Below are 15,172 nucleotides of genomic sequence, written 5' to 3'. Positions count from 1 at the left end.
TGCCCTACGCCGCCTTCTCCTGATCCGCGCCGACGCCCGCACCGGACGCAACCGCATCGGCCATCGCACCGGCGGCGTCGAGGTCGCCGCGCATGACGGCCTCGTGCTCGCGAGCCGCCGCCTCGGGGGTGTCCATATCGGCCGCGTGCATCTTCTTGGCCGCGGCGATCATGAGCTTGATGCGGTTGAGCTGGTTGGCCTCGGACGAACCCGGGTCGTAGTCGATCGACACAATGTTCGCGTTCGGATACTGGCGGCGGATCTCATGGAACATGCCGCGCCCCGTCACGTGGTTGGGCAGGCATGCGAACGGCTGCGCGCACACCACGTTCGGCGTGCCGGACTCGATGAGCTCGATGATTTCGCCGGTGAGCAGCCATCCCTCGCCCGCCTGCACGCCGAGCGACGTCACCTGCTGCGCGCGCCGGATGAGCTCGGGCAGCGGCAGGTCGGGCTCGAAGCGCTCCGACGCGGCGAAGGCGTCGTTCATCGGCTTCTCGTACTTCTCCACGCACCAGCGCAGCACGCCCTTGCCGAAGCGGTTGCCGCCGGTTCCCAGGATGCGCTTGTTCCACTCGGTGGTGTAGAAGTTCTGCGTCATGAACTCCATCATGCCGGGCACGACGGCCTCGCATCCCTGGGATTCGATGACGTCCACCACATGGTTGTTGGCGTCCGGATGGTATTTGACGAGGATCTCGCCCACCACGCCCACGCGCGGCTTGCGCGGGATGTCGCGCAGCGGCAGCGTGTCGAAGCTGCGCACGATGTCATGCACGAGGCGGTCGTAATGGTACGTGCCGTGGCCGAACCACTCCCTGCCGTGCTTGGTATGTCCGTGGTTCTCGATGGTTTCGCGGATCACGACGTTCCACTTGCGGTGCAGCTCGTCCGCCGCCCCGCGCGTCTTCTCGTACGGACGCACGCGGTTGACGCATTTGAGCAGCACGTCGCCGAGCACAAGGGCCTTGACGGCGCGATGCACGAGCGGCAGCGTGATCTGGAAGCCGGGGTTTGACTCGATGCCCTGCGTCGACAGCGCGATGACGGGGATCTGCGGGTAGCCGGCGTCCACAAGCGCCTTGCGGATGAGGCCGTAGTAGTTCGTCGCACGGCACATGCCGCCGGTCTGCGTGATGACGAGCGCCGTGCGGTCCGGGTCGTACTTGCCCTGGATGATGGCGTTGACGAGTTGCCCGATGACGATGATCGACGGGTAGCACGCGTCGTTGTTCACGTACTTGAGGCCGCATTCGATGTCCTCGTGCGAAGCATGGCGCAGGATGTCGGTTTTGTACCCGCCGGAGCGGAACACGGATTCGAGCAGCTCGAAGTGGAACGGGCTCATCTGCGGGCCGACGATGGTGTAGTTCCTCTTCATCTCCTTGGTGAAGACGCGCTTGTGCGCGTACTTCGACAGGCGGGAGCTGGTATGCGCGCCCTCCTCGCCGGACGATGCGCCGGCGGCATCGCCCGTGCCGGCGGCGGTGTTCGTCTCGATGGCTGCGCGCGCCACGACGCTGTCGGTGGCGGCGGCCGCCTGGCGGGCACGGCGGCGCGCCTCGTCCTTGGTCACGATGGCGTCGCCGAGGCGCACGGTGCCGGTTTTGCGGAATCCGTCGGAGGCGGCGGCCGCCGGCGAGACGTGCAGCTGCTTCGACGATTCGCGGGAGGCGGCGAAAACACCGGTGCCATCGGACGCACCGGCGGCATCGGACGCAGCGGCATCATCGTGCGCCTTCGCGCCCGCAGCGGCACCGGCCGCAGCCGCTCCCGCGGCCTCGCGGCGCCTCTCCGCCTCGCGCTCCTCCACCGCGGCCTTGAGCGAACGCAGGCGGATCTTCGCGGCGCCGAGGTTGCTCACCTCGTCGATCTTGAGAACCGTGTACACGTCGTCCTTCTCGGCAAGCACCTCCTGCACCTGGTCGGTGGTTATGGCGTCGAGGCCGCATCCGAAGGAGTTGAGCTGCACGAGCTCGAGGCCCGGGTACTCGGAGACGAAACGCGCGGCCGCGTACAGGCGGGCATGGTACGCCCACTGGTTGCGCACGCGCAGCGGCTCCTCCACCTCGCCGCGTCCGTCGAGCAGCACCTCCTGGCTCGAGGCGTGGCTTTTCCCGGTGGCGTCCACGAGGCGGCGCACCGGCGCCATGGCACCTGTCACATACGGGTTGAAGCCATCGTCGACCTTGCGGAAGCCCTCGGCGTCCTTCGCGCCGGGGCGCACCTCGTGGGCGCCGACGAACGGCGTGAGGTTGAGCTTGCGGCCGGGTTCGAGCCACGAGACCGCGTCCTCCGAAAGAACCACCATGCCCAGCGTATTGATGGCCTCGGGGATGCCGTGGTTGATCTCGGGGTCCACGTGGTAGGGTCGGCCGGCCAGCACGATGCCGCGGCAATCGTGCTCCTTCATGTACGCGAGCGCGCGCAGGCCCTCCTGCTGCACGTCGTGCTTGAAGATCTTGTCCTCCGCGTACGCGGCGACCACGGCCTTGCGGGCCTCCTCGGGGGTGACGTTCGCCCAGGCGAACTCCTCCACGATGCGCTCGACCATGAGCTCGTGGTTGGCGAGGTTGAAGTACGGGTGCATGTAGCGGATGCCCGGCTGGTGCAACTCGGCCATGTTCGCCCCGATGACGCCCGGGTAGTTCGCCACGATGGGGCAGTTGAAGCGGTTGTCCATGCCCTCGACGTCCAGGTCCTCGAAGTGGACGCACGGGTAGAAGATGGTCTTGTAGCCCTTGTCGAGAAGGTCCTTGATATGCCCGTGCGCGAGCTTGGCCGGGTAGCAGATGTTCTCGGAGGCGATGGAGTCGATGCCTTTCTCGAACAGCTCGTGGTTGGAGCGCCCGGAGATGCCAACGCGGAAGCCGAGGCTCGTGAGCAGCGTGAACCAGAACGGATAGTTCTCGTACATGTTGAGCACGCGCGGGATGCCGATCTCGCCGCGCGTGGCGGCCTTCTCGGTCAGACGGCGGTAGGCGAAGGCGCGGCGGTACTTGTAGTCGTACAGGTTCGGCAGCGTCGACTTCTTCTTGGTGCGGTCGCCGCCGCGCTCGCAGCGGTTGCCGGTCACGTAGCGCGAGCCGTCCTGGAAGGTGGTGATGGTGAGCTTGCAGTGGTTCTGGCACAGCTTGCACTGGTCGCGCGAGGTGGTCATGCTCAGGTGGTCGAGGGCCTCGCCGCGCACGAGGGTGCTTTCCTCGCCGTCCTCGTAGTGCATGCGCGCGGTGAGGGCCGCGCCGTACGCGCCCATGAGGCCCGCGATATTCGGGCGCGTGACCTTGCGGTCGGTCAGCAGCTCGAAGGCGCGCAGCACGGCGTCGTTGAGGAACGTGCCGCCCTGCACCACGATGGTGTCGCCCAGGTCGCCGGCGTCACGCAGTTTGATGACCTTGTACAGCGCGTTGCGCACGACGGAGTAGCACAGGCCGGCCGCGATGTCCTCGATGGTGGCGCCTTCCTTCTGCGCCTGCTTGACCGAGGAGTTCATGAACACGGTGCAGCGCGAACCCAGGTCGACGGGGCGCGTGGAGTTGAGCGCGGCCTTCGTGAAGTCCTGGATCGTCAGGCCCATGCTCGTGGCGAAGGTCTGGAGGAACGACCCGCAGCCCGAGGAGCATGCCTCGTTGACGGAGATCGATTCGATGACGCCGTTCGTGATGGCCAGGTATTTCATGTCCTGGCCGCCGATGTCGATGACGGAAGTCACGCCGGGGCTGATGAGCTCGGCGCCGCGGTAGTGCGCCATCGTCTCCACCACGCCTTCGTCGACGTGCAGGCCTGCGGTGATAAGGCCCTCGCCGTAGCCGGTGGCGCAGGAGCGCGCGATATAGGCTCCCTCGGGCAGCTCGGCCTCGATCTTCCTCACGATGTCGGCGGCGGCGAGCAGGGGGCTTCCCTGGTTCGTGCCGTAGCTGGACCAGACGATTTCGCGGTCGTCGTTGACAAGCGTGGCCTTGATGGTGGTCGATCCGGCGTCGATGCCGAGGAACAGCGGCCCCGTGACGCCATCGAGCGTGCGCTGGACGATGAGCTCGCGGTGGTGGCGCTCGTTGAACTCGTCGCGCTCCTTCTGGTTCTTGAACAGAGGGCGCATGGTTTTCGTCGTGGCCGTGACATGGCGCAGATGATCGAGCTGGCGCAGCAGCTCGTCGATCGTGCGCGGCTGGAGGCGGCCGTAGGCGACGGAATCGTCGGAGGTCTCCGCGCCGGCGGCGCTCGTGTCTGCGGTGTCCGCGTCGGCGGAATCGTCGGAGGCGGAATCGCCGCCGCGCACGGCGCTGACGGACTCCTCCACCGACATGTCGACAGAGCTGGGCGCGGATTCGTTCTGCGCGTCGAGCTCCACCTCGTCGTCGCTGACGATGGCCGCGCCGTACGCCACGTACAGATGCGCGTTGACGGGCGTGATGTACTGGCTCACCTTGCCCTCGAGCGTGCGGTGGAAGGCCTCGCGCAGCTCGGACATGAAGAACAGCGGGCCGCCGAGGAACACCACGTTGCCCTTGACGGGGCGGCCGCAGGCCAGGCCGGCGATGGTCTGGGTGGAGACGGCCTGGAAGATGGAGGCGGCCAGGTCGGGCTTGGCCGCGCCGTCGTTGATAAGCGGCTGGAGGTCGGATTTGGCGAACACGCCGCAACGCGAGGCGATCGGGTACAGCGTGGTGTGGCTTTTCGCCATCTCGTTCAGACCCTCGGCGTCCGTGCCCAGCAGCGTGGCCATCTGGTCGATGAAGGCGCCGGTGCCGCCGGCGCACGAGCCGTTCATGCGCTGCTCGGGCGTGGGCTTGAGATACGTGATCTTCGCGTCCTCGCCGCCGAGCTCGATGATGACGTCGGCCTCGGGGTAGGCGTCGTCGATGGCATCGGTTTCGGCGATGACCTCCTGCACGAAGGGCACACGCAGGCTGTCGGCCAGGCCCAGGCCGCCCGAGCCGGTGATGGCGAGGCGCACGGGCTCGTCCGCCAGGCCCAGCTTGGCGAGGGCCGTGCGGATGTCCTTGAGAAGGCCCGCGGCCGTCGCGCGCACATTGGCGTGGTGGCGGCGGTAGTCGGAGAACAGAACGCGCCCGTCGTCCTCGGTCAGCGGACGGGCGGGCGGTGCGGGGCGTTCCACCGTCGAGTCGAGGACGACGGCCTTGACGGTGGTGGAACCCACATCGAGACCGATGCGGATGCGGGGCGAAGCGGCTCCGGCGGGCGTATGCGGCGTAGACGTCACGAAATCCTCCTTGCGGGGCGCGCGAGCGTACGCGGGCACACGCAATCCCGTCGACGTTCCGGCACACCCCCTCTATGTTCTGGTAGGGAGTCTACTCACCGGTCTGCCCGATGGATATCGTCATCGGCGCCGCTTCGCGGCGGTTTCCCCCACGACGTAATCGTTGATCTCCGGAACCATTCGCCGCATCGCCGCGCCAGCATGCGCCGCACCGCCGCGCCGAATACGGCGACGCCGCCGGCCCGGAACCGGGAACCGGCGGCGTCATTCGCAAGCCTTTGCGGGGCCTGCGTCAGCCGCGCTTCGTCAGCTGGTAGTACGACGGCAGGCCCATGTAGTTGAACACCACGTCCTGCATGGCCGTGCTCGAGCCCGCGTTCACGTTCATGTCCCACAGCGGGATCACGGGCAGGTCCTTGAGCAGCTGGCGCTCGGCGTCCTGGTAAATCGACACCGCCTTGTCAAGGTCGGTTTCCTTCGCCGCCTCGTCCATATACGAGTCGAAGGCCTCGCTTTTGTAATCGCCGTTGTTCAGGCCCTTGCCGTCGGCGTAGGCCGAATCGTAGCCCTGCGCCAGATAGCCCTCGGGATGCGGGTAGTCGGACTGGATGCCGGAGCGGAAGGCCGCGTCGATGGTCCGCTCGTTCACCTCGGTGCTGAATTCCTTGCTCGTCGGCAGGCTCAGCCCCTGCGCGTCGATGCCGAGCGCATTCGAGATGGAGTTCGCCACGGCGTCCACCCACGTCTTGTTGTCGCCGTCGGCGTTGTACGCGATGGAGAAGGTGCCGCTCCACGGCGAGATGGCGTCGGCCTGCGCCCACAGCTGCTTGGCGCGGTCGGCATCGTAGCTCAGCACCTTGTCGGAGTCGATGTCGGTCGAGTAGCCGGCGATGGACGGCGCGAGGAAGTCGGTTGCCGGCGTGGCGCCGTTCGAGAGGATCTTCGTGCAGATGCCCTCGCGGTCGATGGCCAGGGAGATGGCCTCGCGGCGCAGCGCGCCCTCCTCGCCCTGGAAATGCTCGAGGCTCTGCGGAATCGTGATGGACTTGAAGGCCGGGCCCGTCTGCGAATACGCCTCGATCTGCGAGTCGCTCTGGTACGTCGGCAGCGCGGACGACGGAATCTGGTCGAGGATGTCGAGGTTGCCGGCCTGCAGGTCGGCGTAGGCGGTGTCGAGGTCGCTGTAGACGCGGAAGCTGATGCCACCGTTCTGCGCGGCGCGGGGCCCGGTGTACGAGGCGCTGCGGCGCAGCTCGATGCTGTCGTTGACGGTCCACGATTCAAGGGTGTAGGGGCCGTTGCCGATCGGCTTCTTGCCGAAGGCGTCCATGTCGTCGTAGGCGACGGACGGCAACGGCAGGAACGCCACGTCGCCCACCTTGTACGGGAACGAGGAGTCGGGCGCGTTCAGCGTCACCTTGAGCGTGGTGTCGTCCACTGCCTCGAGGCCCGACAGCTGCGCGTCAGGATTGCCGTTCGGGTCCTGCACGTCGTCGTAGCCCTTGATGGTGGCGAAGATGGCGGCGCCGAGCTGGCCGTTGGCGGCGTTCGCGGCGTACGACCAGGCGCGGGCGTAGCTTTCGGCGGTCACGGCCTCGCCGTTGGAGAAGGTCAGGCCGCTTTTGAGCTTGACCGTGTACTCGGAGGCGTCGTCGTTCGGAGTGATGGACTCGGCGTCATCATATTCGAGGCCGCCGTCGGAGGAGAAGGTGACGAGGCCGTCGAAAACCTGCGTGATGACCTTCCAGCCGGCTGTGTCGGCCACGTTGCCCGGAAGGAGCTCGCCGGTCGGCTCGACGGCGTTGACGCTGATGATGGCGTTGGGGTCGCTGCCTTCCGACGAACTGCCGCCGGCGGCGGAACCGCAGGCGCTCAGCGGCAGCACTGCGAGAACGGCGGCGAGCGCCGCTGCGATGACGGTGAGAACGCGCCGGCGGGCGCGTGTCGTTTTCCTGCGGATCATGGTCCCTCTTCTCTGGGGTCTGGGTCTGTGTTCTGGGGCTCTGTGTTCTGGGGTCTGGGGTCGAGACTCCGGGCTTGGCGTTCCGTGTTCTGGTTCTGTGTTCCGGTGTTTCCGCCCGGCGCGGCGTTCCGCGACGGGCTCCATCCTAACGTGCCGTGCGGAAACCCCGCGTTATATCGCGCCGTGGGCGAAATAACGAAATATCATGGATGGAATAGGAACACGCCGCGACGTATTCGATGTGTCGCATCCGACGTGACGCATCCGAGGCGTATCGCGCGCCATGACAAGGAACGCCCTGTCCGCGGGAAGAGGACGGGCGAAAGGAGAACGATGGCTTCCAGAAACACCGGTCTGAAAATCACGCTGGGCGTCCTGTGCGCCCTGTGCCTGCTGTTCACACTGTCCTGGTGGATGCCGTACTCGTGGGAGACCGTCCCCTTCATGGCAGACATCGGCGCCCTGGCGCCGTGGACGCTGGTGCTCATCATCATCACCTTCGCCATCGCCGCCTACAGCCGGCGCGGCATCACATGCATCGTGATGAGTCTGTGCCTCGTGCTGCAGGGCGTGGCCATCTTCCCCTACTTCGGCCACGCGGACACCGAGCTCAGCCCCGCCACGCGCGAGATCATGGCCGACATGTCCACCGACAAGGTGGCCAACCCCAACGACCGCTGCGCGCGCATCATGACGCTGAACGTGGGCCAGGGGCGCGCCGACGTGCATGAGATCGTCCAGACCGTCTCGGAAAAGCGCATCGAGGTGCTCGCGCTGCAGGAGACCACGGAGAGCTTCATCACCGAGCTCGAAAGCGCGGGCATCGAAAGCTACCTGCCCAACCACATCGAGTCGGATTCCTCGAGCGGCACGATGAACGCCATCTACACGATGGCCTCGCTCGGCGACCCCTCGCCCACCTCGATCGACTCGTCGGCGTCCGACTTCCCCGCCGCTACCGTGACCTTCGCCGGATCGGGAAAATCGTCGAGGATCCGCTTCATCTGCGTGCACACCACGTCGCCCAAGTCCGGATCGTTCTCGCAATGGGGCCGCGCGCTTGACGAAATCAGCGAATGGTCGGCCCAGCACGCCTCCGACGGGACGGCGTACGTGCTGCTGGGCGATTTCAACGCCACCTCGAGCCAGAAGCATTCCCAGCGCATCCTCAATCCAGGCTTCCGCGACGCGGCGCGCGTCACGAAATCCGGCATGCAGTTCACATGGCCTGTCAACGGGCCCCTGCCCTCGCTCGCCGCAATCGACCATATCCTCGTCAACAGCGGCGTACATGTAGGCGATGCCACCACCGTGAAAATCAAGGGCACCGATCACAAGGCCGTGCTCGCCGTGGTGGAGCCGAGCGACATCGACGGCAGCAAGTAACGGACTCGCGCCAAGTAACGGACTCGCGCAGTGCGCCACCATGAATAACAATGTGATGGCTTGCGGACACGATCGGAGCATTTTCGGCGCAAAACCGGGGAATTCTGTCCGGAATCCATCACATTGTTAGTGAGTTGTTAGTGAGAGGGGCACGAGAGGGCGCATGCCCGATCTCAGCGCCTCTCAGCGCTGGGTGCCGGCGTGTTCGGCGCCGGCCTGCTGCTTGTCGCGCGCGGCATCGAGCTGCGAGCGCACCTCGGACAGCAGCGCCTGCGCGCGGTCCGCGAGCGCCTCGCCGATCTGCCAGTAGCGCAGCGAGTCCTCAAGCGACATGCCGCCGTGCTCGAGCTGCTTGACGATTTTCGCCAGCTGGTCGCGCGCATCCTCGTAGCTCATGGCGTCAACGCGCGCCTTGTCTTCCTCGGTCATACCCTTCATGGTCACGGTCTCGCCGTTGTCGGTGGTGTTGGTGCTCATATCTGTCTCCTTGAAATTAACGATTGTGATATTGACGATGGGATGGACGAACGATTGAACGGCCGGTTCGCAGGTGTCTACTCGCCGTCCTCCGCAGAGCTATCCTCCGTAGGGCCGCCCGCGGATCCGTCCTCCGCAGGATCCCCTGTCGCGGACGCCTGCGCGGCGGGCGCCGTATGCCGCCCGCCCGTTTTCGTGGCGCGGATGGTGCCGCGGCTGACCACAAGCGTGAGCTCGGAGCCATCGGGCACATCGTCGGGGTCTTGCACCACATGCCCGTCGTGGCTTTGCACGATGGCATAGCCGCGTTCGAGCGTGGACTGCGGGCTCAGCGCCCTCAGCGTGGCCTTGTTCTGCTCGATGGCGCCCTGCCCCCAGTCCACGAGCCGGAGCATGGCGTTGCCCAGCCGCTCGCGGTCCATATGCAGCTGCGCCTCCATCGGGTCGAGCATGGTGGCGGGGTTCGTCAGCAGCGGGTTGTGCAGGTAGCCGTCGAGCGTGGTTTCCTGCACCCTGACGATGCGCTCCATGATCACGTCGATGCTGTGGCGCGCCGCGGCGATGGTATCCCACTGCTCGTTGACGTCCGGCACCACGGCCATGGCCGCGCCGGTCGGCGTGGTGGCGCGGTAGTCGGCGGCCAGCTCGATAAGCGTCCAATCGTCCTCATGCCCGATGGCCGAGACGATGGGCGTGCGGCAGGCGGCGGTGGCGCGCACGACGCCCTCGTCGGAGAAGCCCAGGAGGTCCTCGAAGCTGCCGCCGCCACGCGCCACGATGATGACATCGACGTCCGGATCGGCATCGAGCTCGCGGATGGCGGCGGTCACCTGCTGCGGGCATTCGGGGCCCTGCACCTTGGCGTAGCGCTTCTTGAACCGGATGACGGGCCAGCGCAGCAGGGCGTTCTTCTCCACGTCGGTTTCCGCGCGCGACTGCGGCGCGCAGATCAGGCCGATGCAGCGCGGGAACTCCGGCAGCGGCACCTTGCTCTCCGCGTCGAACAGACCTTCGCCCTTGAGCTTGCGGCGCAGCTGCTCGATGCGCGCCGCGAGGTCGCCCTCGCCGAGGCGGTAGACCTCCATGCCCTTGATGGACAGGCGCGTCTCCTTCTGCCAGATGTCGGGCTTTCCATACATCACGATTTTGTCGCCCTGGCGCAGCTGCAAATCGGCGCAGGCATGGGCGAACTCGCCGAATCCGACGACGTTCACCGACACGTCCTCGTCGAGGTCGCGCAGCGTCATGTACACCGAGCCGGCACGGCGCATGGAGATCTCGCCGATCTGCCCGATCACCCAGGACGCGGGCCATTTCTGCACGGTGACGGCGTATTTGTAGCTCACGAGGCCGACGGGCCATGGCTCGTCGCGCGTGGTGTCGTGCGCGTACATGGGGACCTCGCGACGGCCCCAATGATCGTAGCGGATGCCGGCGCGCTGCTGCGGGGCCTCGGGCTCCCGCCCGCCCGGCGTGGCGCCACCGGCGGCGCCGTCCCCGCCGGCTCCCCCGGCGGCGATGATATCGGAAAGATTCATGTCCCTCCCCCTGTTCGTGTGGTTACATTCGTCTGGTTACGTTCATGTGGCCGCGTTCATGTGGTCCGGCTCCTGCGGTCCGGCTCCTGCGATCGTTTCGCGGCATCGCGATCCCGCACTCGTCATGGTGCTCCCATCGTAGCCGATATGGGCCGTCGTTCGCGGGAAGACGAATTCATCATCTGTACATGAACCGTTCACCGTGTATCACGACCACATTCACCTTGCCCGCCTAGCGTCTTGTCCAGGCGGCGATGTTTTCCGTCTTCCCCAACGGCGTCGATCCGCCACCCATCAGAAGAAGTCTCAGGTTAGAGAAGAAAGATCCATGAACACGAATTCCATTCGACGCAAAGTCATGGCCGGCGTGACCGCCTTCATCGCGGGCGCCACCCTCATCGCCAGCGTCCCGGCCGCCTCCGCGACCGAAACCGCTGATGTCCAGACGCTCAGCCAGCACGGCGGCGCGCAGCGCATCGCCAACACCCCGGCGTCGGGCAAGGCCAAGAACGTCATCCTGTTCATCGGCGACGGCATGGGTGATTCCGAGATCACCGTCGCCCGTGATTACCTCTACGGCCCCGGCGGCACGCTCAACGGCATCGACAAGATCGGCCAGCCGGGCGCCACCTCCGCCACCGAGACCGGCGTCGGCCAGTACACCACCTACGCGACCGGCGATGGATCGAGCCGCACCAACCAGGTGACGGCCGTCACCGACTCCGCCGCCTCCGGCTCCGCTTGGGCCACCGGCACCAAGACCTACAACAACGCCGTGTCGGTCGACAACAGCTTCACCCCGCAGATGAACCTCCTCGAGCTGGCCAAGGCCAACGGCAAGGCCACCGGCAACGTGACCACCGCCGAAGTGCAGGACGCCACCCCGGCCGTCATGGAATCCCACTCGACGCAGCGTTCCTGCTACGGCCCGCAGGGCAAGACCGACGGCTCCTCCGATGACTCCGCCGCCCGGTGCGACGCCGAGCAGCTGCTGCAGAACGGCGGCATCGGCTCCATCTCCGAGCAGCTGCTCGACACCCGCGCCGACATCACGCTCGGCGGCGGCAACAAGTACTTCAACCAGACCGCCCAAGCGGGCGAGTGGGCCGGCAAGACCCTCAAGGAGCAGGCCACCGAGCGCGGCTACCAGTACTTCGAGGATCCCGCCCAGCTCTCCTCGCTGACCGAAGCGAACCAGGACTCCCCGGTCCTGGGCCTCTTCTCCTCCGGCAACATGCCGACCCAGTACAACGAGTCGAAGGCACTCGACCATGACACGGCCGAGCAGATGGCGCTTGCCGGCCAGCAGGACGGCAACCAGAGCCTCGTGAGCTGCACCACCAACTCCGAGTGGCTCGGCAACAAGGGCGCATCCCTGGCTGACATGACCTCCAAGGCCATCGACCTTCTCTCCGACAACCAGAACGGCCAGAGCAACGGCTACTTCCTGCAGGTCGAGGGCGCCTCGATCGACAAGCAGGACCACAACGCCAACGCCTGCGGCCAGATCGGCGAAACCGATGACCTCGACAAGGCCGTCGCCACCGCCCTGAGCAAGGTTGACCTGTCCGACACCCTCATCATCGTGACCGCTGACCACGCCCACACCAGCCAGATCGTGTCCTGGCCGTCCTACTACGGCCTGACCACCCCGCTGCGCGCCAAGGACGGCTCCGCCCTGTACGTGTTCTACGGCACCTCCTCCTCCCAGATGGACAACGGCGGCTCCATGAGCCACACCGGAACCCAGCTGCGCATCGCCGCCTCCGGCCCCGGCGCCTCCCGTGTGGACGGCCTGACGGACCAGACCGACAACTTCTTCACGATCACCAAGACGCTGGGTCTCGCTTCGAGCACCAGCGAGATCAACGCCCTGTCGGATAACGCCGACGTCAGCGTCGAGAAGGCCTCCGACGGCGCCTACACCGCCGACCTGACCGCCTTCAACGGCGACGCCTCCGTGTCCTACTCGCTCGTCGACACCGCCACCGGCCAGACGGTCGCCTCGCAGGACGGCTGCACGGTGGACAACGGCCACCAAGGCGTCTGCGGCGTCCGCGTGCGCACCACGCAGACCACCCCGATCTCCTTCTCCGCCGACACCATCAAGGACGGCTCCACCTACCGCCTCACGGTGAAGGGCAAGCAGTCCGGCAAGCAGGTCGTCAAGGAGTTCACGGCCGGCGCCACCAATAGCGCCGACACCACCGCCGACGGCACGATCGAGATCCCGACCACGGACGTCACCGAGGCCCAGGCCGCTGCCGCCGAACAGAAGGAAGCCCTCGCCAAGACAGGCATCGCCATCATCATGCTCGCCCTTCTCGCCGCCGTCATCGCCGGCGCCTCGTGCGCGGTGCGCCGCTTGCGCAACGGCGTCGAGACCTCCGGCGACGGCGAGTGAGACCGGACGCCGGACGCCGATGACCCGCCGGTGAAATCCGGCCCCGCACGGTGACACGACACGCCGAGCGGAGCCGCCGTCCATCCCCCTCGCCGCAGCCATCGGATCCGCACAGCAGGCCCTCCCCTTCACGGGGAGGGCCTGCCATATACGCGACCTCATGCTCCGCTCCACACCGCCACGACCGCCACGCCGCCACGCCGCCACGCCCCCACGCCGCCACGGCGACGGCCGGAAGACGCCTCGAGCTTTCACAAAATGTTTTCCAATAATACGGTGGGTTACCTGTCTCGAGCCGCCAGTTTCCAGTAGAATCGGGAAATAGAGGTGGTTTCAATGGCGATACTCTCCCCAGAAAGAACGTATATAAGACCTGCCGCCGTGGCAGGCAGCTTTTACCCGGCCGACCGCTTCGTCCTGCGCGAAAGGGTGCAGCGCGAGATCAGGTCGGCCACCACGGCCGTCGTGACGATGGCGACCGAAGGAATCGTGCATCCCACGATTCCCAAGGCCATCATCGTGCCCCACGCCGGCTACACATACTCCGGCTCGACGGCCGCCCTCGCCTACGCCCTGCTCGAACGGGGCCGCGGCGAGGTGACGCGCGCCGTCATCGTCGGCCCCACGCACCGCGTGGCGGTCCGCGGCGTGGCCTGCTGCAACGCATCGGCCTTCGACACGCCGCTGGGCGCCATGACGGTGGACCGCGACGCCGAGCAATACGCCCTCGACCATGCCCCCGCGATGATTGTCAACGATGACACGCACCGACAGGAGCACGCCGTCGAGGTGCAGCTGCCCTTCGTACGCGAGACGCTCGGGAACGTCGAGATCGTGCCGCTCAACGCCGGCGACGCGACGCCGCGCGAGGTGGGCGACGTGCTGCGGGCCCTGTGGGGCGGGCCCGAGACGGTGATCATCATCAGCTCGGATCTGTCACACTACTACCCGCACGAGAAGGCGCGGCATCTGGACGACCAGACCATCGGGCGCATCTGCGAATGCAACCTGCCCATCAACCCGGACCAGGCGTGCGGCGCCATCCCCGTCAACGGCCTGCTCGACGTGTGCATCGAGAAAGGCCTGCACCCGGTTCTTCTGGGACGCGCCACGTCGGGCGACGACAACGAGGTGTCGGTGGCCGGCGAACCGCGCGTGCCCATCGCCGACACGAACGAGGCCGTGGTCGGCTACGCGTCGTTCGCCATCTGGGAGGCGCCGCATGACGGCGGCGCAGACAACGCCGGAAGTGCGTCGGCGCGCGCTTGCGCCACGATGGCCCCGATGCGTACCTGCGCAACCGGCTCCTTCTCCCCCGGCTCCGACGACGAGAATGACACGAAGGATCCGCCCGCCGTGTCGAGCGACGAGATGCCCGCCATCGGTGCGCCATCGTCCGCCGCTTCGCACGCGCAGCCGGCGCCGCATCCGCACGCCATCCGCACGCCAGTGCAGGCCGTCAGGGATGCGCTCGCGCGGCAGAACGCCCAGCGCGCGCAGCGACCCACCGGACTCGCGGGGCTTGTCAAGCACACTGAGGAATACGCCCATCTGGCGGATGACCCGGAGACCTACGCCTCCGACCCGGCCACGAATACCACCGGTATGATCCCGCTCGACGCGGGCAACGACCTGCTCGTCGTGGCACGCAACGCCATCGCGCGCGAGCTCAACCGCCCGCCGGTCGGCGAACCGTCGAACACCACGAGCAAATGGCTCGACCGCAAGGCCGCCACCTTCGTCACGCTCACCGAGAACGAGAGGCTGCGCGGCTGCATCGGCACGCTGCACGCCCGCGAATCGTTGCGCGATGACGTGGCGCGGCACGCCGTCGACGCCGCGTTCAACGACCCGCGTTTCGCCCCCGTGCAGAACGAGGAATACCCGATGCTGCATATCGAGGTGTCGGTGCTCTCCGAACCCGAGCGCATCGAGGGCGTGCATTCGCGCGGCGACCTGCTCGATCGCCTGCACCCGTACTCCGACGGCCTCGTGCTGCGCTACGGCCCGCATCTGGCCACGTATCTGCCGCAGGTATGGGAGCAGCTGAGCGACCCGCGCGACTTCGTGACGCATCTACTGCTCAAGGCCGGGCTCCCCGGGGATTTCTGGGACGAGGGCATCGTGGCGGAGCGCTACTCCGTCATCACCTTCTCCGAACCCGAGAAGTAGCGGCCGCA

Annotated in this window: 6 protein-coding genes and 1 pseudogene; 3 read left to right on the top strand and 4 right to left on the bottom strand. The window is 66.8% G+C overall.

Translation table 11 applies throughout. From position 1 onward, the window contains the following. Positions 1–537 precede the first annotated feature (537 nt). Positions 538–5,224 (bottom strand): annotated as a pseudogene (locus PSRA_RS01740) (acyl-CoA dehydratase activase-related protein); the annotation flags it as partial. 292 nt (positions 5,225–5,516) lie between these two features. Further along, the gene (locus PSRA_RS01730) at positions 5,517–7,187 is read right to left on the bottom strand and encodes a peptide ABC transporter substrate-binding protein (RefSeq protein ID WP_094660136.1); all 1,671 of its coding nucleotides are present in this window, start codon (positions 7,185–7,187) and stop codon (positions 5,517–5,519) included. A 333-nt stretch (positions 7,188–7,520) separates the two neighbouring features. Between PSRA_RS01730 and PSRA_RS01725 the strand changes: the two genes are divergently transcribed. Continuing rightward, positions 7,521–8,573: an endonuclease/exonuclease/phosphatase family protein gene (locus PSRA_RS01725; RefSeq protein WP_094660135.1), complete on the top strand. Its 1,053-nt coding sequence runs from the start codon at positions 7,521–7,523 to the stop codon at positions 8,571–8,573. Positions 8,574–8,756: 183 nt separating this feature from the next. Here the strand turns inward: PSRA_RS01725 and PSRA_RS01720 are convergent, their stop codons facing one another. Together PSRA_RS01720 and xseA are read right to left on the bottom strand one after the other, a co-directional pair. Continuing rightward, a complete protein-coding gene (locus tag PSRA_RS01720) occupies positions 8,757–9,050 on the bottom strand; it encodes an exodeoxyribonuclease VII small subunit (RefSeq protein WP_094660134.1) in 294 nt (97 codons plus the stop codon). 77 nt (positions 9,051–9,127) lie between these two features. Then, positions 9,128–10,588 (bottom strand): exodeoxyribonuclease VII large subunit, encoded by a 1,461-nt coding sequence (gene xseA / locus PSRA_RS01715; RefSeq protein WP_143516291.1) that lies wholly within the window; start codon positions 10,586–10,588, stop codon positions 9,128–9,130. A gap of 328 nt (positions 10,589–10,916) precedes the next feature. Here xseA and phoA point away from each other — a divergent pair, with 328 nt between their 5' ends. After that, entirely contained in the window at positions 10,917–12,992 is a 2,076-nt protein-coding gene (gene phoA, locus PSRA_RS01710; RefSeq protein ID WP_094660133.1) for an alkaline phosphatase, read from the top strand. Positions 12,993–13,373: 381 nt separating this feature from the next. Beyond that, on the top strand, positions 13,374–15,164 hold the full coding sequence (amrB, locus tag PSRA_RS01705; RefSeq protein ID WP_245834826.1) for an AmmeMemoRadiSam system protein B: 1,791 nt from the start codon (positions 13,374–13,376) through the stop codon (positions 15,162–15,164). Positions 15,165–15,172: the final 8 nt, after the last annotated feature.

Source organism: Pseudoscardovia radai (genome assembly GCF_002259605.1).
GTDB lineage: Bacteria > Actinomycetota > Actinomycetes > Actinomycetales > Bifidobacteriaceae > Pseudoscardovia > Pseudoscardovia radai.
This window is presented reverse-complemented; position numbering and strand designations above follow the sequence as displayed.

Coding starts and splice junctions, on each gene's coding strand:
- xseA (WP_143516291.1), bottom strand. CDS start 10,588: ATGAATCTTTCCGATATCATCGCCGCCGGGGGAGCCGGCGGGGACGGC.
- PSRA_RS01720 (WP_094660134.1), bottom strand. CDS start 9,050: ATGAGCACCAACACCACCGACAACGGCGAGACCGTGACCATGAAGGGT.
- PSRA_RS01725 (WP_094660135.1), top strand. CDS start 7,521: ATGGCTTCCAGAAACACCGGTCTGAAAATCACGCTGGGCGTCCTGTGC.
- phoA (WP_094660133.1), top strand. CDS start 10,917: ATGAACACGAATTCCATTCGACGCAAAGTCATGGCCGGCGTGACCGCC.
- PSRA_RS01730 (WP_094660136.1), bottom strand. CDS start 7,187: ATGATCCGCAGGAAAACGACACGCGCCCGCCGGCGCGTTCTCACCGTC.